This is a genomic window from Streptomyces sp. NPDC055140, assembly GCF_053607285.1.
Genome location: NZ_JBSGTG010000010.1, coordinates 218,887 through 237,748 on the forward strand (window position 1 = coordinate 218,887; position 18,862 = coordinate 237,748).

Genomic DNA, 18,862 nt, shown 5'->3' on the forward strand with positions numbered 1-18,862 from the left:
CCGTCGCCGATCCGGGGGCGGGCCGATCGAGTGGACGCGCGGCCCGTGCGACCTGCGAAAGCCCGGCCCGAGGAGCGCTCGGGCCATGGGGAGTGCAAGGATGTCGCCATGGCAATCAAGGCATATTTCGACATCACCATCGACGACAAGCCCGCCGGGCGCATCAGCTTCAACCTCTTCGACGACGTCGTCCCGAAGACGGTGGAGAACTTCCGTGCCCTGGCCACGGGCGAGAAGGGCTACGGCTACGCGGGGTCGTCGTTCCACCGCATCATCCCGCAGTTCATGCTCCAGGGCGGCGACTTCACCGCCGGCAACGGCACGGGCGGCAAGAGCATCTACGGCGAGAAGTTCGCCGACGAGAACTTCCAGCTCAAGCACACCAAGCCGGGCCTGCTCTCCATGGCCAACGCGGGCCCGAACACGAACGGCTCGCAGTTCTTCATCACCACGATCGTGACCGACTGGCTCGACGGCAAGCACGTCGTGTTCGGTGAGGTCGCCGACGAGTCCAGCATGGAGCTCGTCAAGAAGATCGAGGCCCTCGGCTCCCGCAGCGGCGCGCCCTCGGCGAAGGTCACCATCTCCGAGTCCGGCGTTCTCTAGCCTCCGGAACGACGCCTGACCGCCGGCCGCTCGACAGCCGGCGGACGGACACGGTCGACGGACCGGGGCAGCCGATCAGGCCGCCCCGGCCCGCTCCGTGCCCGCGTCCTCACAACGCCGCAGCGCTCAGCGCCGGCGCCCCGCGACCGGCACATCGAGCGGCCGGGCGAGACCCACGACTCCCTCGTCGAGTCGCTGCAGATGCCGCAGCACGCGGAAGGTGACCGTGCCCGAGCGCAGCGCTCCGGGTCCGTCCGCCTCCAGCATCGAGGCGATGCTCGCGCCCGCCTGGACCTCCCCGCCGGTCTTCTCGTCCCGCACATGCGCGTCGATCACGTCGATGTTGTGCGCGATACGCACCCCGGCCCGCTCGAGCCGCGGATCCGCCGCGATGGTCTTGCTGTACGGCACCAGTTCGGCCGTCGCCGCCAGGGACCGGGCGTGATAGGCGCAGGTCTCCAGGAGCGCCACCAGATAGCGGGCCGTCTGCCGCCGCACGCGGAGCGGCGTGATCGGGTGCGTCAGCGGCTTCGTGGAGGCGCGCAGATCGTCGAGGGCCGTGTCCAGGTCCCGCGCCTTGTCGAGCAGATCGACCGCGGGTCCACCGCTGAGCTGCTCCACGGCCGCCGACACGACGTCCCCGAGCCTGACCAGGACCGTGCTGAGGAGTTCGTCGGTACGGCGGTCCGTGTGCACCGGCAGCACGAGCACCGCGGCGACGATGCCGCACGCGGCGCCGAGCGCCGTCTCCTCGATCCGCAGGACCAGCACGTCCAGGCTGTAGGTGTTCAGCAGCGTGTAGAGCAGGCCCAGCATCGCGGTGACGAAGAACGACATCAGGGCGTACGACAGCGGCGCGGTGAAGAACATCGCGAAGATGAAGACCAGGACTAGGGCGAACGCCGTCCAGGTGTGGTTGCCGACCACGCCCGCGAGCGCGACACCGGCGACCACGCCGAACACGGTGCCGAGGAGCCGGCGGTAGCCCTTGACGAGGATCTCGCCCGTGGACGCGGTGTTGAGGAAGACCACCCAGCACGTCAGGACCGCCCAGTACCAGCGCTGACTGGACAGGAACTCGCCGCCGACGATGGCCAGGGACGAGCCCACCGCGACCTGGAACGCGGCCCGCGTCGTGGGCCGCTGGAGCCCGGTGCGGTCGTCCGCGTCGTCCTCGTCCTGCTCGGAGCCGGTGATCGCGAGGTCCTCGGCGTCGAGTTCCTCGCGGGAACGCGTCGTCGCCGGGGTGTCGTCGGACTCGTCCTGCGGTCCGTCGAGGGCGACCCGCAGACCCATGACGGCGCGCGCCGCCTCACCGATCCCGCGGAAGACGTCCTGCACGGCGGCGGAGCCGCGCGGCAGGTTGTCCTCGTCGCGGTAGGCGAGCAGCCGGTTGCGTACGTGCGCGAGCGCCGTCCCGCGGTCGCCCGACACGGGGCGGGCGACGAGCAGGTGCAGAGCGTTGAGGTCGCGGCGCAGGGTCGCGGTCGCGTCGTCGTCGGCGTACAGGCGTTTCGACGGCTCCGGTACGGGTGCGTGCGGCAGGTGCAGGGTGAGGGTGTCGGCGCGTTCGGCGCTGCGGGCGTTGAGCAGCAGGACGCCGAGCCGTTCGGCGGCGATCTCGGCGTCGGCGACCCTGCGTTGTACGAGGGCGGCCGTGGCCGAGTTCCGGGTTCCTTCCTCCAGGCGGCCCTGAATCATCAGCGCCGTCTCGTGCAGGCGTGCGGTGCCCCGACGCAGATCGTCGAGGACCTTCTCCAGCTGGTCGGGTTCGGCGTCGAGCAGTTCGGCCTGCGTGTCCACCAGCTGCGCGAGCCGCGCCCTGAACGCGTCACGCAGCCGGCCGAGGACCCGCTCCGGTGTCTCGGGCACGACGGCGAAGCGCACGACCGCGCTGCACGTGAAGGCGATGGCCAGCGTCGCGTACAGCCGTGGCAGCGACGACACCGTCGCGCTCACGAACAGGGAGACGAAGTAGATCTGAAAGCCGATCAGACCCAGCGCGGTGCCGCGGTCACCGAACCTGCGGCTGTAGACGGCACCGAAGATCAGGGCGATGAAGAAGAGGTCACCCGCGATGACCTGGTTGTGCAGCAGCGCGGCGAGCGACACCGCCGCGAGCGCCACGGGCAGGCCCAGGGCGAGGGTGACCGCCTGGCCGCGTACGTCCTTCTCCCTGATCGCGAAGGTGGCCACCATCGCGGCCATGGCGCCGGCGACCATGTGCGTCACATCGGTGTGGAACGCCGCGAGGACGGCAAGCGTGAGCGCGATCGCGCCGACCGTCCGCAGCCCCGCCATCAGCCGCAGCAACCCCGGATCGGACGCCACGAACCGGTCCCACGTGCCACCGATCCCCGTCAGCCGTGTCAACGCCCTCACCCTGCCGCACTCTCCTGATCCAGCCATGATCCGCGGACGCCTCAGCATCCCATGCGCGTCAACAGAGCTCCGAGGCCGGTCGTAGGAGGTGGGAGGCGGTACGGGAGCGTCGGCGGCAACGGCGTCCAGGGCGGTCAGTCACCTTGAAATGTCCGCAGTTGTCATCAAGTGTCGTCAAGTGGCGTCAGATCGGGAGTCCGATCAGGCCACGCCCGCTCCGAGACGCCTCGGTCACCACCTCGCCCCAGTCGCGGACCAGCATGGCGAACTCCTCGAAGTTCGCTATCCAGCGCCCGGGTCTCTCCGCGTGAACCGCGTACGGCGCGCGGAGGTCCTCGAGAAGGGGTGCGGCAACGGCCCACGCGCGCGCCAGGTCCGGGACCTGCTCCGGCGTACGGACGACGAGCAGCCGAGGGTGCCACGGGTCCGGTTCGGCGGGGAAGAGCCAGGCAACCGGCTCATCCTCCGCGCTCGTGTCCGTGTCGGCGTCGTCGAGGCCCAGCCAGAACAGCCCTGCCAGGAACGCGTCGAGCGCCGCCCGCAGGCCGGGCTCGGCGAAGTCGCGGACGTCCTCCCACGCCTCGCCGGCCCAGAAGTGCGGCTTGAACGACCCGAGGGTCCGGAAGAACTCGTACAGGGCGCACCACGGCGTATCGGGCCGCCGCACCCAGCCGTGCTCGACCCGCGCGTCCGAGCCACCGCCACCGTCGTCGCAGTCGTCGTCCGGGTACGCGGCGTCCTCCAGCATTCCGAGGCGCTCCGCGGCAGGCGTCCGCCCGAGGTGGTCCCAGTCGACGACGAGAACGGTGATGTCCAGACCCATGGGGAGAGGCTATAGACCGTCCACGGGGGAGCGGCCGGAGCTCACCTCACGGGCCTGCGTACCCACACCTGCCTGTCGCTCGCCCCGGATACGTCGCCGGGGCCCGATGTGCCGAGATCCAGCCAGCCCCAGGAGCGCAGCAGCGCGGAGCCCGGTGCCTCGGGTGCGGCGGGGCCGGGCCGGGGCACCACCGCGACGATCAGGTCGGTGTCGTGGCGCGCGAGGAGCCGTGTCTGCAGGTCCGTCGCTACGCCGTGGCGCCGATGGAGGGGCAGCACCATCAGCTCGGCGAGGACGAAGGCCCGGCCGGACGCGGTGAGTTCCTCGAACTCGGTCGGCAGGTCACCCCGGAAGCCCGCCCACCAGTCACCGGTGCGGTCGGCCCGGTACCCGTAGAGGCAGCCGACAAGCCCGCCCGAGTCGGCCACCACCATGTCGAAGTCGGGCCGCTGACCGTGTTTCTCGAACCGGGTCAAGAACCCCTGCCGGTCGCGGTACTCGGCTCCCGCGGCCCCGTGGTACGCCGAGACGTACACGTCAGCGACGGCTTCCCGCTGCTGTTCCGCCTGCCACCGAGACAGCCGCCGCAAGTACACCTGAGCCATACGAGCCTCCCGTCGGGCCGCGGGACATGCCCGGGGCTCAGCATGGTGACACTCACGGGCGACGAGGGGAACGGGGCGTCACGCCCTGCCGTGCGAACTCCCGGTGACCTCAGGGTACTTGGGGAAAAGTGCGCTTGGAAGGTGCGGCCCCGCGGCGTCAGGAAAGGGACTGCACGGTCTGCCGCACCTGGGTCGCGACGGTGTCCGGCAGGGGTGCGTAGTGGATCCGGGTCAGCGCCTGCTGGCCCTCGTCGCTCGCGGTGTAGGTGAGGAAGGACTTGAGCGCCGGGAGTGTGGCGGCCCGGTTGCCCTTGTCGCACACGATCTCGTACGTGACCAGGACGATCGGGTACGCCCCCGCGGCCGAGTGGCCGTAGCGGAACTTCAGTGACATGTCCTTGCCCGCGCCGGCCACGCGGGCCGCGGCGATTCCCGCGGACGCGGACTCCGGCGACGGGGTGACGGGATCCGCCGTGCCCGTGTCGATGCGGACGGTCGGTACGTGGCTGCTCGCCGCGAAGGACAGCTCGAAGTAACCGATCGACCCGTACGAGGAGTTGACCTCGGAGACGACTCCGCTGGAGCCGTTCGCCGAGCCGCCGCCCCTGGCCTGCCAGGACTTCTCCGCCGCGTAGGGCCAGGCGGCCGGGGCGGCTCCGGCGAGGTAGGCCTGAAGGTTCTGCGTCGTGCCCGAGTCGTCCGAGCGGTGCACCGGACGGATGCGGGTCGAGGGGAGTTCCGCGTCGGGGTTGAGCGCGCGGATCTGCGGGGCGTCCCAGGTGGTGATGCGGGTGTCGAAGATCCCGGCGAGGGTCGCGGCGTCGAGGACCAGGTCGTCGACGCCGGGCAGGTTGTAGCCGACCGCGATGGGGCCGCCCGCCATGGGCAGGTTGATGGCCCGGCCGCCGGTGCACGTCTGCTTCGACAGCTCGACCTCTTCGGGCTTCAGAGCGCTGTCCGAGCCGCCGAACGCGGTCGCGCCGCGCAGGAACTGGGCGGCGCCGGCGCCCGATCCGAGCGGGTTGTAGGCGATCTGGACGCCGGGGCAGGCGCGTTGGTACTGGTCGATCCAGTACTTCATCACGTTCTGCTGGGCCGTCGAACCCGAGCCCGGCACCTGGCTCTTGCCCGCGCAGTGGATGTCGGCGACGGGGGAGGCGTCGGCCGAGGACGCGTGATCGCCGACGGCACCCGGGCCGCCCGCCCCGCACCCCGCGAGCAGGAGCGTGGCCATGACGGCAGCCGCACCGGCCGGAACGCTCCGCTGGATCACACGTCTGGCACGGGCGCTCTGCACTGTCGTTCCCCCTGATGAAACCGCGATCGGAAGGACAAATGCTTACCGATCATGGCGGTCGTGGGGTGACGTGAGGGTGAACTCCAGGCGAAGCACCACCGTACGAAGGGCGAGCGGGGCCCGACGGGCCCCGCTGTCCAGTTCCGCTGACGCTTGGTTCGGCGCTTGGCTCCTGCTCAGTCCTTGTAGTCCGGCGCGATCCGGTCGAGCAGGCGCAGCATCGCCGCCCACGCCAGGTCGTACGCGTCCTCGTCCTGGAAGTCCGAGTTGGCCTCCGCCTCGCCCGCGAGCTGCCGGGCGGTGTACTCGCACACCTCCGGGGAGGGGATGGTGAGCGGGGCGCCGCCGGCCTGCGCGGTGACCTGGATCTCGCAGGCCTTCTCCAGGTAGTACATGCGCAGGAACGCCTGGGCCGCGCTCCCGCCGACGGTGAGCAGGCCGTGGTTGCGCAGGATCAGCGCGGGGTGGCCGCCGATGTCCTCGACCAGGCGCCTCTGCTCGTCCAGGTTGAGCGCCACGCCCTCGTAGTCGTGGTAGCCGACCCGGTTGTGGAACTCCATCGACATCTGGTTCAGCGGCAGCAGGCCGCCCTGCTGCGCGGCAACGGCGCAGCCCGCCTTGGTGTGCGTGTGCAGGACGCAGTGGGCGTCCTCGCGGGCGGCGTGGATCGCGCTGTGGATGACGAACCCGGCCGGATTGACGGGGTAGGGGGTCGGCTCGACCGGGTTCCCTGACAGGTCGATCTTGACCAGGTTGGAGGCGGTGATCTCCTCGAAGAGCAGCCCGTACGGGTTGATCAGGAAGTGGTGGTCCGGGCCCGGCAGGCGCAGCGAGATATGCGTGAAGATCAGGTCGGTCATGCGGAAATGGGCCACGAGCCGGTAGACGGCGGCGAGTTCGCGGCGCAGCCGCAGCTCCGTCTGCGCGGCGTCCTGATCGGCGGCGGGGGTCAGCAGGTCGGTCACGAGACGGCTCCTTCGAGAGTCGGGTCGACCACGGGGGTGAGCGGGCGGCCGGTGCGGTGCCAGGCGATGACGTTCTCGGCGGGCGCGCACACGTATGCGCGCTGCGAGGCGTCGGACAGGAACGCGCTGTGCGGGGAGAGCTGGATGCGCGGATGGGTGCGCAACGGGTCGTCGGCGGGCGGGGGTTCGACCGGGAACACGTCGAGTGCGGCCCCGGCGAGATGCCCGCTGTCCAGCGCCCGCAGGAGCGCGTCGGCGTCGACGAGTTCACCGCGCGAGACGTTCACGAGGAACGATCCCGGCCGCATCCGGGCGAGCAGGGCCTCGTCCGCGAGACCGTGTGTCTGCGGGGTGAGCGGGGTGTGCAGGGACAGCACGTCGGCGCGGCTGACCAGCTCGTCGAGGCCGAGCCGGTCGACCTCGGGCGGCCAGCCGGCCGGGTCGGCGTGCGGGTCGAAGGCGGCCACGCGGCCGAAGACGGGCGCCGCCATCCGCGCCACGGCGCGCGCGATACGGCCGAACCCGACCAGGCCGAGTGTCAACTCGCTTGCCCGGCGCGGCAGTTCGCCGAACTCCGTGTTCCAGCCGCCGCTCCGCACCGTGGCATCGGCGTGCGGCAGGTGCCGTACGAGGGAGAGGGTGGCGGCGAGCGCGTGCACGGCGACGTCCTCGGTGGCCGCGTGCGGCAGGTTGCTCACCCACAGGCCGCGCCGGCGGGCCTCGGCGGTGTCCACCATGTCGTAGCCCGCGGACATCGTGGCCAGCATGCGCACGGTGGGCAGCCGGTCCAGGAGGGCCGCGTCCACGGGGGCGTAGCCGACGATCAGAGCCTCGGCGTCGTGCGCGGCCGCCGCGATCCTGGCGGGGTCGCGGCTCCCGACGACGCGGACCTCGAAGCCCGCGTCGCGCAGGAGGCGTGCGCCCGGCTCGACATCCAGCTCCTCGGGGTCGGTGAAGACCACCACGGGCTGACCCATCTCAATTCTCCCCACGCCTGGAGCGACAAATTCAGGGCGACGAATGATTCGTCGGTCGCTGTGGTGTTGAAGTTACGTTTCGTCTTCCATAATTGTCCAGTCCGCATGAGACGGGCGTCTGTGATGGGCGTCACGAGTGTCCGGCGCCCGTGGCCCCGTGGTCGACAATGGGCGCCGACCCCGGGTGCGGCCGTACCCGGGCAGCCGAGCTGAGGGGAAGCCCCGGTGGACCTGGACCACATCGACCTCGCCGTCGTCCGTGAGCTGCAGACGGACGGCCGTCTGACGTACGAGACGCTGGCGCAGCGGGTCGGCCTCTCCCGGCCTGCCACCCGGGCCCGCGTCCAGCGGCTGCTCGAGGGCGGCGGTGTGCGTGTGGCGGCCGTCGTGCACCCCGCCATTCGGGGCCTCACCGCGTCGGCGCATCTGTCGATCGGTGTCCGCGGTCCGGCCGGGCCCGTGGCGCGCGCCATCGCCGTCATGCCCGAGGCGCCGTTCGTCACGCTGACCGCCGGCGGCTATGCGGTCATGGCCGAGCTGCGCACGAAGGGGATCGCCGATCTGGACCGGGCGATCGAACGCGTCCGCTGCCTGCCCGGCGTCGACGTCGTGGACCCGCTGATCTCCACCCGTCACCTCAAGGACCCGTATCTGCTCGCGGGGGAGCCGGCCGTCACGGAACTCGACGAGACCGACCAGCTCGTCCTGCGCGAGCTGGAGGCCGACGGCCGCCTCCCGTTCGCCGAGCTCGCCGAGCGGGTCGGCCTGTCGGCCGGTGCGGCCCGCGCGCGCACGCTGCGGCTCCTCGACGGCGGCGTCGCGAAGGTCCTCGCGCTGGTGCGCCCCGAACTCCTGGGCCTCGGCATCCTGTGCGGCTTCGCAGTACGCGTCGAGGCGGAGCGGGACGAGGTCGCCGCGCGTCTCGCGGACCGCGAACAGGTCTCCTTCCTGTCCTCCTGCATGGGGCGCGCGGATCTGGTCGGCACGATCACGGTGGAATCCCTCGCGGCGATCCGGACGGCCGTCGAGGACATGCGGGCCGTGAAGGGCGTGCGCGCGGTGGAGAGCTGGGTGCACCTGGAACTCATCAAGGAGCGTTACGAGGATCCGGCTGCCGAATGAGACGCAGGTCGGATGATACGTAAGTGATGGCCCATTTGAACTTACGAAAAGTTTCTCAGCAGCACATCTAGTCAAGTCAACGTCGGTTGCTTATCGTCCATGCGAACGAATCAGCCGCCGCGCCCTGTCTGTGCGCGGCGGCCCTCATGGTCTTCCCACGGTCGAAAGCAGGCCCCCTCATGCACCACCCCCTCGATGACGCCGACCGCACGCTCCTGGTGACAGGCGCGGCGGTGGCCGCCGCCGGAACCCCCGTACGCGCCGAGGCGCTCGCCGTCCGGGGCGGCCGCGTCGTCCACGTCGGCACCGCGGACACGGCACGCGCCGCTCTCGGCGGCCGGATCGACGAGAACCTCGAACTCGACGGCGGCCTCGTCCACCCCGGCTTCGTCGACGCCCACTGCCACCCCGTGATGTACGGGCAGGCCCTGGCCTGGGTCGACTGCCGATCGGCCTGCTCCCCACCTACTCCCAGGTCGGCGCGCTGGCCCCGGTTCTGCTGATCACGCTGCGCCTCGTCCAGGGCATCGCGATCGGCGGCGAGTGGGGCGGCGCCGTACTGATCGCGGTGGAGAACGCCCCGCCCGGAAAGGCCTCGTTCTTCGGTTCGTTCGCCCAACTCGGCTCATCCGTAGGTGCGTTGCTGTCGACCGGCGCCTTCAGCCTGATGAACCTCTTCGGCAACGACGCGTTCATGAGCTGGGGCTGGCGCGTGCCGTTCCTCGCGTCCGCGGTACTGGTGATCGTCGGCCTTGTCGTACGGGTGAAGCTCGAGGAGTCGCCCGTCATGTCCGAGGTGCGCGACGAGCACGCCGCCACCGAACAGAAGCTGCCCGTCGTGGAGGTCTTCCAGAAGGCGTGGCGCACGGTCCTCATCGGCGTCTTCGCCCTGGCCACCGCGACCGGCGGCTACTACGTGGTGACCAGCTTCCTGCTCTCGTACGGCACCGGTGACCTCCACCTGTCCGAGTCCATGCTCCTCAACGGCCTCACCCTGGCAGCGTTCCTGGAACTCCTGGTCACGCCGTGGCTGTCCTGGCTGGCGGACCGGGTGGGCCCGCACAAGGTCGTCATCGCGGGCCTGGCCGGCGTGATCGTCCTGGCGATCCCGCAGTTCATGGTCCTCGGCACCGGCAGCGTCGTCCTGATCTGGCTGTTGATGCTGGCGATGCGCCTGGTGATGTCCGCGCTGTACGGGCCCATCGCCTCGATCCTCGCGGAGGGCTTCGCCCCGCACGTCCGCTACACCGGCATCTCGCTGTCCTACCAGATCTGCAACCTGGTCTTCGGCGGCCTCGCGCCGCTCGCGGCGGTCTCCCTCGCCGCGGCCGCGGGCGGCCACTACTGGCCGACGGCGCTCATGCTCATGGCCATCTCGGCCATCGGCATCTGGTGCACGGCCCGACTCCGGAGCCTGCGGGTACCGCAGGCGGCGGAGGGGACGGCAGCGGTGACGGAACGGGAGGTGGCGAGCGGCGTCTGAGCATCGCCGACCGCTCACCGCGGCCGGACAGGAACCGTGACCGCCGAGGCGCACCGCGCGCCGGGCGGCACGGATCCTGCCCGGCCGCGGTGCTGTCGTCACCCCGGCGTCACCCCGCGCCCAGAGCCTCCGTCCTGCGCCGGTCGAGTTCCCCCTGTACCCGTGCCACGTCCTGCGCGTAGGGGCGGTAGAGAAGGGTGAGGACCGCGCCGTTGACGAGCATCAGGATGACGAGGACCCACAGGAACACCGGCCGGAGTCCGACCATGTCGCCCAGGAAGCCGGCGCCGAGGCTGAACGCCGCCCAGGCGATCGCCTCGAAGACGGACACGTAGATCGCGAAGGCGGCGGCACGCTGCTCGGGTGGGACGACCGCCATGACCATGGGCCGGTTGACCGGCGGGTTGATCCCCTGAGCCATGCCCATGAGGCCGAAGAAGACCGCGAAGAGGGCGATGCCGTCGTACTCGATCTGAGTGCCGAAGAATGCCGTCACGGCGAACGCGAACTGCGCGCCCTGCAACACGGCGACCAGCCCGTACCGGGGGCTGCGGCGCGCGGCCCAGTCGGCCGCGAAGCCGCCGAGAAGGGTGCCCAGGAAGTAGCCGATGCCCATCGGGAGCAGCACCACCGAGGCGACCTGGGTACTGAAGCCGAACACGTCCACCAGATAGACCACACCGAACGTGGAGATCAGGAGGTGGCCGGACAACAGCCGGGACACCAGCAGGATGAACAGGCTGCGGACCCTGAACAGCGCAACCGCCTGCGACCAGGTGACCTTGGTGGCGTGCGCCGTGCGGGCCTCCTGGCCCAGGTCGGCGAGCTGCCGCTCCGCAGCGCCCCGGCCGGGGTCGCGGAACCACAGCCAGATCCCGCAGCCGAGCAGGATGTTGAACGCGCCGATGCCCCACAGACCCCAGCGCCAGCCGTCGTCGACGCCGGCCAACTGGCCTTTGAGCGGGCCGATCACCGAACTGACCAGCGCCACGGCGCCGTACACGAGTCCGACCGCACGGCCCCGTGACGAGCTGTCGAAGAGGTCGCCGATGATCTCGGTGATGACGGGGTGGGCGGCCGCGTAGCCCGCCGCGAGGATCGTGTAGAGCACGAGGAGCTGGGCGAAGTTCTGGGAGAAGCCGGCGGCCACACCCCAGACACCCCACAGGCCCGTCGCGAGGACGAGGACGCCCTTGCGGGACCAGCGCTGTGCGGCCCACACCCAGAACGGGCCCGTGAACACCCCCACGAGCTTGCTCGCGGCGGTGAGGACGCCGAGCGCCCCGAGCGAGATGCCGAGCGACTGCCGGATCAGCGGGAAGAGGCCACTGACGAGGCTCGCCTCGGTGCTGTCGACCAGCAGCGCACCACCGAGCAGCGACAACTGGCGACCGCGCCGGGGCACTCCGGGTGGTCCGATGTCCTTGGTCGTTCTCGCTGGCCCATCGATAAGCTCGGGCATGGCGCCACCCTTTCTTGGCATGGTTCTTCGCTGGAGCGGTGCGGGAGGGAGAGGTGCCTGCCGGTGACGGGGTGGCCGCCCCGTCACCGGCGTTCTTTCGGTGGTGCGGCGGCACGGACCTCTTGGCCCGGGTCGCGGTTCGGTCAGAGCGCGGCGAGTTCCTCGGCGACCAGCCGCAGCCGCGGCGCCGGGAAGAGCCCGCCCGCCATGGCGGCGACATCGATCAGGGGCGTCGGCCCCAGGATCTGCAGGAGTTCCGAGTCCACGACACCTGGCAGGTGGCGGCGCAGGACCTCCACCGCCACCGGGTCGGAGATCAGAGCCCGGATCGGGGTGCGCAGCGAGAAGCGGCCCGCCGGGTAGTCGTCGGCGCGCGGCAGGGGCTGCGTGGCGAGCTCGGCCTGTTCGCGCTGGGCGCGCACCAGCAGGTGTTCCTCGGTGACGGGCCCCACCGCGGGCAGCCCGAGCCGCTCGTACTGGCCGGGCGGCGCCTCGTTCGCCCGCATGAGATCCACCATCAGACGCGCCATGCGCAGCTCCACCGCGTCGTCGGCGAGCGGGGTGCGCTGCTCGGGGTCCGACTCCAGGTCGTAGAGCAGTGTGCCGTGCTGGTACGGGTTGAAGAGCGTGCGCCCGGACATGCGCAGCGTGCGGACGCCCTTGGTGAAGCCGAAGGGTTCGGCGAGCTCCAGGTCCGCGAGCTCCTGCGGCGTGAAGCGTCCGCGCATGTGCGTCGGCATCAGCGTGTGCTCGTGCAGTGGAGCGTTGTCGGGGGAGACGGGCGCCCTCATGTAGACGTAGCGGCCGTCGGTGACATTGACGTGTCCGCCGTGGATGCCGAACAGGCCCGCCTCGCGTACGGACGTGTCCGAGAGCGGCGCGCCCTGCATGTCACCGGGCCGCGGGACGTCGAAGAACTCCAGGAGGGTGGGCGCCAGGTCGATGGTCTGCACGAGGTCCCGGCGCCGCTCGCCCGTCGCGCCGCTCCGGGGATCCCAGGCGAACAGGGGCAGATGGACGAGTTCGTTGTACCAGGGCTGCACGCTCTTGCCCCACCACCCCTTCTCGCCGAGCAGCAGACCGTGGTCCGTGCAGACGAGGAGCAACGTGTCGTCCCACAGGCCGAGTTCGTCCATCGTGTCGAGGACCCGCCCGAGGGAGTGGTCGCACATGGACAGCAGCGCCGCGTACTCGTACCGGGCGTGCCCGACCTGGTCGTCCGTCTCCACCACGCGCTTGTAGTCGGGCCAGTCGAAGTGCGGGCCGTCGTAGTCGTGCGGATAGAGGTCCTTGAAGCGCTGGTGGCTGAAGAACGGCTCGTGCGGGTCGAAGGTCTCTATCTGTACGAACCAGTTGTCCGCGTCGCGATTGGTGTGGACGAACTCCAGGCCGGCGTCGAACGTCAGCGTCTGCGGATGACGGTCCTCGGTCGCCATGTGCGGCCGGTTCACCCAGTCCTGCCGGTAGGCGGCCCCGAACCGGACCTTCTTGAGATCCTCGGGCATCTCGGGATCCGCGACCTGCCCCTTCCAGGGGTCGCCCTCCTGCCCGCGGAAGAACTCCCAGGTGTTGTACCGGCCGTGATAGGTCGCGCCGCCGTCCTCCCAGTAATGGGGGTGGTCGCTGACGAGGTGGGTGTAGACGCCACTCTGCTTGAGCAGTTCGGGCATGGAGTCGTCGAACGGCTCCAGCGGACCCCAGCTGCGGTGCAGGAAGTTGTGCCGCCCCGTGTGGATCTCTCGGCGGGCCGGCATGCAGGGCATCGAGCCCGCGTAACAGTTGTCGTACGTGACCGACCGCTCGGCGAGCCGGGCGAAGTTCGGCGCGTGCGTCCAGTCGCCTCCGTACGGCGGCAGCATCCGCCGGTTGAGGCTGTCGAACATCACCATGATCGCCTTCATGCGGCACCCCCTGTCTGCGTGGATGTACGGCTTTCGGACGCCGGCCGTCCGGTCTCCAGGCGCCGCAGCATCCCTTCGAGCCAGGCCACCCAGCGGTCGACGGACGAGGCGCCGTAGGCGTGCAGCTCGTCGCTGATCTCGCGCGCCAGGTCCTGGTCCAGCTCGGGCAGCGGGTTCTCGAAACCGATGCGCCGGTCGCGGTCGCGGTTGCCGGCGATCTGGGCGCGCCGATAAGTGAGTTCGGTCCTGATCAGCCGGATCGCCGCCTCCTTGTCGAGCGGGGCGGCGAAACTGAACCTGGCCAGGAAGTCGGCGTCCTGGAAGCGGCTGGGCGGATCGTACGGGGAGCGCACCCACTCCATCAGGACGTCGCGCCCCCGTGGCGTCAGCCGGTACACCTTCGCGTCCGGCCGGCCCTCGCGCGGATCGATCTCGTACGCCACCCAGCCGTCGTCGACCATGCGCCCGAGCAGACGGTAGATCTGGCTGTGATGGGCGCGCGAACGGAGGAACTGCCCTTCTGTCTCCACCCACTTGCGCAGGTCGTACCCGCTGAACGGGCGGTACGACAGCAGCGCGAGCAGGACGTACTCGAACTTCACGACCCTCACCCCTATGTGCACAATCACTTATGTGCAGAGATTCATATCGCCGGGGGTGAGGGCAGTCAACAGATCCGGCAGGCTCTTGTCGAGGCGTTCACAGTCGGCCTGAGGTGACCGGGGTGCGGGGCGCCGTCAGATCGGCTGCGTCCGGTGGATGGAGTACTGCTCCATGAGCTTTGCGCGCGTCGCCCCGAGCCGGTACGCGAGGATCTCGGCGACGGTGCGGATCAGGATCATGCCCAGGGCGGGATCGGCCTCGCAGAGATTGCGCACCGCCTGCGCGTCGAACTCGTAGGCGCGTACGGGGCTGAACGCCTCGGCCCCGAAGTCCCACTGGTGCGGCGGGAACAGCCATGACCAGCCGAGCAGATCACCCGCACCCAGCGAGGCGACGGTCACCCGCTTGTGCTCGGTGACCTGGTGGTCCAGCGAGACCGCGCCTGAGCGCACGACCCAGAACCGGTCGGCGATGTGGCCCTCCTCGAAGATCCGCTCGTCCTCGTCGAACGACACCTCCTTGGCGAGCGTCATCAGCCGCTCGCGGTGCTCGTGAGGAAGAGCGGTCAGCAGTCGCGTCGCGTTCGTCATGGACAGGCCTCCTCGCCGAGGTTCCCCACCTTCCATTGGAGCCGCCACGGGCCGATTGAGCACCCCGGGGGCCGCACCGAATCGCGGGAACTACGCAGAGTCACCCATCGGCTTCGCGACGACAGCGGAAAGCCACTCGACGACGTCCGTGGCCTCCTGGTCGCGCGCGATGTCCAGGGGTGTCCTGTCGCCGTAGCCGGCCCGGTAGGGATCCGCCCCCAGCTCGTACAGGTACTGGGCGGTGGCCAGGCGGCCGCCGTGGCAGGCGCGCCAGAACGCGCTGGACACCTCCTCCGGCGTAGGCGGTTCCTCGGCGGTCGCGCAGGCCCGGACCCGGTCGAGCAGACCGAGCGACGCGGCCTGCTGGAACGTGACGTGGGCGCCGTGCTCGACGAGACGGAACGCCGCGCGCCACTGCCCGAAGGCGCAGGCGTCGGTGAGGGGCGTGCCGTCGCCGATCACCGCGCCCGGCGCCTCGATGTCCGCACCGGCCGCGACAAGGGCGTCGACGGCGGCGACGTCGTCATTGCTCGCCGCCCAGTGCAGCGGTGTCTCGGTGTGCGCGCCGGAGAATCGCGCGTCGGGGTCCGCCCCGGCCTGCACCAGGGCGGCGAGAACCTGCGGACCGTTGGGGATGTGGCCGGGCCAGTCGGTCGCGATGTGGAGCAGCGTGCGGATCCCGGAGCAGTCCGGGCGGGCGGTCTCCGCGATCCCGGCGGAGGCCAGCCCCGGGTTCTCGGTGAGCAGGTGACGCAGGGCCGGTACGTCACCCTGGCGGATCGCCTCCGTGACCGCGACGGCGAGCGGGTCCTGAGAGTCGATGGTCGTCGTCATGGGGGGTGCCTTCTGCCGGGACGGGATGAGGCAGGACGAGATTGGGCGGGGCACCGCCATTCTGGCAGTGCCCAGGCGGGCCGCCCCCTGGTCGGCGGGACGGCCCCACCCACGTCAGCGAGGCGACGAACCGCGCGCCCGCAGCAGGTCGGCCATGAGCTTCGTCTCCGACTCCTGAGCGTCGACCATGCCCTGCGCGAGCCGCCGTTCCACCGGGACCTCGCACTGCTGGGCACAGGCGCTCGCCATGTCGATGCCGCCCATGTGATGCGCCGTCATCAACTGCAGGTACAGCACCTCGGCGTCCTTGCCCCTGGCCTTGCGCAGCCGGTCGAGCTCGGCGGCGGTGGCCATTCCCGGCATGAGCGCGCCGCTCTTCGCGGCACTTCCGTCGTCCCCGTGGTCATGCGCGTGACTGCCACCCATCCACGCCATGTAACCGCCGTCCGGCGAGACCTTCGGCAGCCCCCACAGGTCGAGCAGGCCCAGCAGCATGCCGCGCTGGTTGGCCTGGGTGTTGGCGATGTCGTAGGCGAGCCGGCGCACCTCCTCGCCGTCCGTGCGGTCGCGGACGACGAACGACATCTCCACCGCCTGCTGATGATGGACGGCCATGTCCCGGGCGAACCCCGCGTCTGTGGAGCCGACGGCCGGCGGCTCGGCCGACGCCGGCTTCCCCACGCCACTGCCCGGGGTGGCCAGAACCCACAGGGCCAGGGCGAGGGCGACGAGGACGGCCGCACCGATGAAGAGGAGCCGGACGGGAGCGGGCCGCCCGGCCGCTTCGCCGGACCCGGCGGTGTCCGTCGACACCGTCATCAGCTCCCCTCCAGACCGTTGGTGCAGGCGGCGCCGGGCTCGGGGGTCTGCGCACCCTGCACGTACTTGGTGAAGAACTGCCCGACCCGCGGGTCCGACGCCTTGTCGACGGCGAGCTGGTGGCCCCACGCGGACAGCATGATCGGGCCGGTCTGGTCGTCGACCGGACTCATCAGCGAGTAGGGGGTCTTGGCGACCTTCTCGCCGAGCTTCGCGACGTCGGCGTCACCGGCCTTGCCGTTGTACGTCACCCAGACCGCGCCGTGTTCGAGCGAGTGCACGGCGTTCTCGTTCGGTATGGCCTTGGTGTAGACGGTGCCGTCGCACGTCATCCAGGCCTGGTTGTGGTCCCCGCCGACGGGCGGGTTCATCTTGTAGGTGACGGCCTTGGTGACGTGGTTGCGGCCGAGCTTCTTCGCGTCCCAGCTCTTCTCGCCCCGCACGGGCTCCTTCGCCGCGGCTGTCTGCTGCTCGTCCTTGTCGTTCGCGCTGCCGATGGCGTACGCGCCGAAGCCGACGAGCCCGGCGACGATGACTGTGCTGAGCGTGATGGTGATGATGCGGTTGCGCCGGTCGCGGACCTGCTGGGCGCGGCGCATCTCATCGATACGAGTCTTGCGTGCGGTGGCCGCTGCCTTCTTGCTGGTTCTGCTCATGGGGATGACTCCTCGCCGCCGCGCGGTGTCGTGGCGCGGCGGTTCTGCGGGACGGGTGATGTCGTGGTGTGCGCGAGCGCGCGTGCGGCACGGCGGGGCGATGAGCGCCCGCGCCGGCCCGACATCGGCCTAGGTCCGCTGAATCTGGAGGACGTGCAGATCAGGGGCGGTGCCGGAGGGCGGGAGGCCCGAGAGGCTCGGGGGCGGGGCGTCCGGCGTCGCGGCGGCGGGCACGCGGGGGAGAACCGCCGAATGGGGCTGCGCGGGAGCGGAGAGCACGGCGCGTACGCCCCGGGAGACCGGGTCGCAGCACCTGTCCCCGGCCGGGCAGTCGCCCCGGCGCGCGACGGTCTCCACCGTGTGTGGCTGCGCGGATTGCGCATGAGGCTGAGTCGCGCTGCCAGCCGTAACAGAGGTCGCCGTGGGAAGGGAACCGTCCGCCATGCCATCGGTGCCGTGGGCCGCGGGGCCCAGGCACATCACCAGCGCCGCGAGCAGCACGCTCAGGGCAGGGCAGAGCGCGGCGATCCGCGTGGCCCACCACGCGCCGCGCCCCGCACGCTGCGTCCTGCTTCCGGTCATCACCGGTGATGTTAAGCGGTACCTGTGAGTGCCCTGTTGGGCAGGGGGAGCAGTGCGACGGTGTCTACGCCCGGTGGTGTTTACGCGGAGTGGTGGGCGAGTACCGCGTGCGGGTCGGGTGCGCCGGGGTCGGGCGCAGGGTCGGCGTGCACGAGCGCGCCGGTGAGCTTGGGGACGGCGTGCAGCAGGGCGTGCTCCGCGGCGACCGCGACCTCGTGGGCGGCCCGCACGCTGAGCGCGCCGTCGACGACGATGGCGACCTCGGCGCGCAGCCGGTGCCCGATCCAGCGCATCCGCAGTTCACTGACGGCCAGCACACCGGGTACGTGTTTCAGGGCGTGCTCGGCGCTGTCGACGACAGCCGGGTCGACGGCGTCCATCACCCGCCGGAACACCTCACGGCAGGCGTCGCGCAGCACGAGAAGGATGGCGGCGGTGATGGCCAGTCCCACGAGCGGGTCGGCGAGCCGCCAGCCGACGGCTGCGCCGCCCGCCCCGATGAGAACGGCGAGCGAGGTGAACCCGTCCGTACGGGCGTGCAGTCCGTCGGCGACCAGCGCGGCGGAGCCGATGTCACGTCCGACGCGGATGCGGTAGCGGGCGACCCATTCGTTGCCGAGGAACCCGATCACGGCGGCCGCGGCCACGGCCGGCAGGTACGTGATGTCGCGCGGGTTGATGAGCCGGTCGACCGCCGTCCACGCGGCGAAGGCCGCGGAGGCGGCGATGGTCAGGACGATGACGAGTCCGGCGATGTCCTCGGCGCGCCCGTATCCGTACGTGAAGCGGCGGTTGGCGGCCCGCCGGCCCAGGACGAAGGCGACGCCGAGCGGCAGCGCGGTGAGGGCGTCCGCCGCGTTGTGGACCGTGTCGCCGAGGAGGGCGACCGAACCCGAGAGCACGACGACGACCGCCTGTGCCGCCGCGGTCACCCCGAGGGTGGTCAGCGAGATCCACAGGGCGCGCAGGCCACGTTCCGAGGCTTCGAGCGCCTGGTCGGTCTTGTCGGCGGTTTCGTGGGAGTGCGGGGTGAGGACGTGCGCGAGCCGGTGCCGCCACCGGGCCGCCGCCGATGCGGGGCCGTGGCCGTGGTGGCGACCGTCGCTCTGGTGATGCGTGCCGTCGTGGGGTGCGTGTCCGTGCTGAGGGCTCAAG

General features: G+C 70.9%; 19 protein-coding genes. 4 read left to right on the plus strand and 15 right to left on the minus strand.

Annotation, left to right across the window (positions count from 1 at the left end; genetic code table 11):
* The first annotated feature begins 108 nt into the window (after positions 1-108).
* Positions 109-606: a peptidylprolyl isomerase gene (locus ACWFR4_RS21245; RefSeq protein WP_116505392.1), complete on the plus strand. Its 498-nt coding sequence runs from the start codon at positions 109-111 to the stop codon at positions 604-606.
* A 126-nt stretch (positions 607-732) separates the two neighbouring features.
* On the opposite strand, the gene ACWFR4_RS21250 is transcribed toward ACWFR4_RS21245, so the two are convergent.
* The 6 genes from ACWFR4_RS21250 to ACWFR4_RS21275 form a co-directional block, all read right to left on the minus strand.
* Positions 733-2,907, minus strand: a complete 2,175-nt coding sequence (locus ACWFR4_RS21250) for an FUSC family protein (protein ID WP_453468167.1) — start codon at positions 2,905-2,907, stop codon at positions 733-735.
* Positions 2,908-3,172: 265 nt separating this feature from the next.
* Positions 3,173-3,811: a hypothetical protein gene (locus ACWFR4_RS21255; RefSeq protein WP_453468164.1), complete on the minus strand. Its 639-nt coding sequence runs from the start codon at positions 3,809-3,811 to the stop codon at positions 3,173-3,175.
* A 41-nt stretch (positions 3,812-3,852) separates the two neighbouring features.
* Positions 3,853-4,416, minus strand: a complete 564-nt coding sequence (locus tag ACWFR4_RS21260) for a GNAT family N-acetyltransferase (protein WP_453468162.1) — start codon at positions 4,414-4,416, stop codon at positions 3,853-3,855.
* 157 nt (positions 4,417-4,573) lie between these two features.
* Positions 4,574-5,650: a phosphate ABC transporter substrate-binding protein PstS gene (pstS, locus tag ACWFR4_RS21265; protein WP_453653938.1), complete on the minus strand. Its 1,077-nt coding sequence runs from the start codon at positions 5,648-5,650 to the stop codon at positions 4,574-4,576.
* A gap of 239 nt (positions 5,651-5,889) precedes the next feature.
* Positions 5,890-6,678 (minus strand): class II aldolase/adducin family protein, encoded by a 789-nt coding sequence (locus ACWFR4_RS21270; protein WP_453653940.1) that lies wholly within the window; start codon positions 6,676-6,678, stop codon positions 5,890-5,892.
* Positions 6,675-7,655 carry a C-terminal binding protein gene (locus tag ACWFR4_RS21275; RefSeq protein ID WP_453653942.1) on the minus strand — a complete coding sequence of 327 codons (981 nt, stop codon included), beginning with the start codon at positions 7,653-7,655 and terminating at the stop codon, positions 6,675-6,677. Before ACWFR4_RS21275 ends, ACWFR4_RS21270 begins: the two co-directional genes overlap by 4 nt.
* A 225-nt stretch (positions 7,656-7,880) precedes the next feature.
* Here ACWFR4_RS21275 and ACWFR4_RS21280 point away from each other — a divergent pair, with 225 nt between their 5' ends.
* The 3 genes from ACWFR4_RS21280 to ACWFR4_RS21290 all read left to right on the plus strand — a co-directional run bounded on the left by ACWFR4_RS21280 (position 7,881) and on the right by ACWFR4_RS21290 (position 10,260).
* Entirely contained in the window at positions 7,881-8,777 is an 897-nt protein-coding gene (locus ACWFR4_RS21280; protein ID WP_453653944.1) for an Lrp/AsnC family transcriptional regulator, read from the plus strand.
* A 179-nt stretch (positions 8,778-8,956) separates the two neighbouring features.
* Positions 8,957-9,280, plus strand: coding sequence for a hypothetical protein (locus tag ACWFR4_RS21285; protein WP_453468157.1), 324 nt, complete (start codon positions 8,957-8,959; stop codon positions 9,278-9,280).
* 29 nt (positions 9,281-9,309) lie between these two features.
* Positions 9,310-10,260: an MFS transporter gene (locus tag ACWFR4_RS21290; protein ID WP_453654036.1), complete on the plus strand. Its 951-nt coding sequence runs from the start codon at positions 9,310-9,312 to the stop codon at positions 10,258-10,260.
* A 109-nt stretch (positions 10,261-10,369) separates the two neighbouring features.
* Here the strand turns inward: ACWFR4_RS21290 and ACWFR4_RS21295 are convergent, their stop codons facing one another.
* The 9 genes from ACWFR4_RS21295 to ACWFR4_RS21335 all read right to left on the minus strand — a co-directional run bounded on the left by ACWFR4_RS21295 (position 10,370) and on the right by ACWFR4_RS21335 (position 18,861).
* The gene (locus ACWFR4_RS21295; RefSeq protein WP_453653946.1) at positions 10,370-11,722 is read right to left on the minus strand and encodes an MFS transporter; all 1,353 of its coding nucleotides are present in this window, start codon (positions 11,720-11,722) and stop codon (positions 10,370-10,372) included.
* 143 nt (positions 11,723-11,865) lie between these two features.
* Complete coding sequence (locus ACWFR4_RS21300; RefSeq protein ID WP_453466822.1) at positions 11,866-13,623, minus strand: sulfatase; 1,758 nt, start codon at positions 13,621-13,623, stop codon at positions 11,866-11,868.
* Positions 13,620-14,225, minus strand: coding sequence for a PadR family transcriptional regulator (locus ACWFR4_RS21305; RefSeq protein ID WP_453466824.1), 606 nt, complete (start codon positions 14,223-14,225; stop codon positions 13,620-13,622). The genes ACWFR4_RS21300 and ACWFR4_RS21305 overlap by 4 nt, the downstream gene beginning before the upstream one ends.
* A 135-nt stretch (positions 14,226-14,360) precedes the next feature.
* A complete protein-coding gene (locus ACWFR4_RS21310; RefSeq protein WP_453466826.1) occupies positions 14,361-14,816 on the minus strand; it encodes a cyclic nucleotide-binding domain-containing protein in 456 nt (151 codons plus the stop codon).
* A gap of 90 nt (positions 14,817-14,906) precedes the next feature.
* A complete protein-coding gene (locus ACWFR4_RS21315; protein ID WP_453653948.1) occupies positions 14,907-15,650 on the minus strand; it encodes an ankyrin repeat domain-containing protein in 744 nt (247 codons plus the stop codon).
* Positions 15,651-15,764: 114 nt separating this feature from the next.
* Positions 15,765-16,469 (minus strand): DUF305 domain-containing protein, encoded by a 705-nt coding sequence (locus ACWFR4_RS21320; RefSeq protein WP_453653950.1) that lies wholly within the window; start codon positions 16,467-16,469, stop codon positions 15,765-15,767.
* Positions 16,469-17,125 carry a DUF3105 domain-containing protein gene (locus ACWFR4_RS21325; protein ID WP_453653952.1) on the minus strand — a complete coding sequence of 219 codons (657 nt, stop codon included), beginning with the start codon at positions 17,123-17,125 and terminating at the stop codon, positions 16,469-16,471. The genes ACWFR4_RS21320 and ACWFR4_RS21325 overlap by 1 nt, the downstream gene beginning before the upstream one ends.
* Before the next feature lie 129 nt (positions 17,126-17,254).
* On the minus strand, positions 17,255-17,707 hold the full coding sequence (locus ACWFR4_RS21330; RefSeq protein WP_453466834.1) for a hypothetical protein: 453 nt from the start codon (positions 17,705-17,707) through the stop codon (positions 17,255-17,257).
* A gap of 80 nt (positions 17,708-17,787) precedes the next feature.
* Complete coding sequence (locus ACWFR4_RS21335; RefSeq protein WP_453466836.1) at positions 17,788-18,861, minus strand: cation diffusion facilitator family transporter; 1,074 nt, start codon at positions 18,859-18,861, stop codon at positions 17,788-17,790.
* Position 18,862 lies beyond the last annotated feature (1 nt).

What these genes read in the sequence shown, in the direction of transcription:
- ACWFR4_RS21245 (WP_116505392.1), top strand. Translation starts at nt 109, where the DNA reads ATGGCAATCAAGGCATATTTCGACATCACCATCGACGACAAGCCCGCC.
- ACWFR4_RS21250 (WP_453468167.1), bottom strand. Translation starts at nt 2,907, where the DNA reads ATGGCGGGGCTGCGGACGGTCGGCGCGATCGCGCTCACGCTTGCCGTC.
- ACWFR4_RS21255 (WP_453468164.1), bottom strand. Translation starts at nt 3,811, where the DNA reads ATGGGTCTGGACATCACCGTTCTCGTCGTCGACTGGGACCACCTCGGG.
- ACWFR4_RS21260 (WP_453468162.1), bottom strand. Translation starts at nt 4,416, where the DNA reads ATGGCTCAGGTGTACTTGCGGCGGCTGTCTCGGTGGCAGGCGGAACAG.
- pstS (WP_453653938.1), bottom strand. Translation starts at nt 5,650, where the DNA reads ATGGCCACGCTCCTGCTCGCGGGGTGCGGGGCGGGCGGCCCGGGTGCC.
- ACWFR4_RS21275 (WP_453653942.1), bottom strand. Translation starts at nt 7,655, where the DNA reads ATGGGTCAGCCCGTGGTGGTCTTCACCGACCCCGAGGAGCTGGATGTC.
- ACWFR4_RS21285 (WP_453468157.1), top strand. Translation starts at nt 8,957, where the DNA reads ATGCACCACCCCCTCGATGACGCCGACCGCACGCTCCTGGTGACAGGC.
- ACWFR4_RS21295 (WP_453653946.1), bottom strand. Translation starts at nt 11,722, where the DNA reads ATGCCCGAGCTTATCGATGGGCCAGCGAGAACGACCAAGGACATCGGA.
- ACWFR4_RS21300 (WP_453466822.1), bottom strand. Translation starts at nt 13,623, where the DNA reads ATGAAGGCGATCATGGTGATGTTCGACAGCCTCAACCGGCGGATGCTG.
- ACWFR4_RS21310 (WP_453466826.1), bottom strand. Translation starts at nt 14,816, where the DNA reads ATGACGAACGCGACGCGACTGCTGACCGCTCTTCCTCACGAGCACCGC.
- ACWFR4_RS21315 (WP_453653948.1), bottom strand. Translation starts at nt 15,650, where the DNA reads ATGACGACGACCATCGACTCTCAGGACCCGCTCGCCGTCGCGGTCACG.
- ACWFR4_RS21320 (WP_453653950.1), bottom strand. Translation starts at nt 16,469, where the DNA reads ATGACGGTGTCGACGGACACCGCCGGGTCCGGCGAAGCGGCCGGGCGG.
- ACWFR4_RS21325 (WP_453653952.1), bottom strand. Translation starts at nt 17,125, where the DNA reads ATGAGCAGAACCAGCAAGAAGGCAGCGGCCACCGCACGCAAGACTCGT.
- ACWFR4_RS21330 (WP_453466834.1), bottom strand. Translation starts at nt 17,707, where the DNA reads ATGACCGGAAGCAGGACGCAGCGTGCGGGGCGCGGCGCGTGGTGGGCC.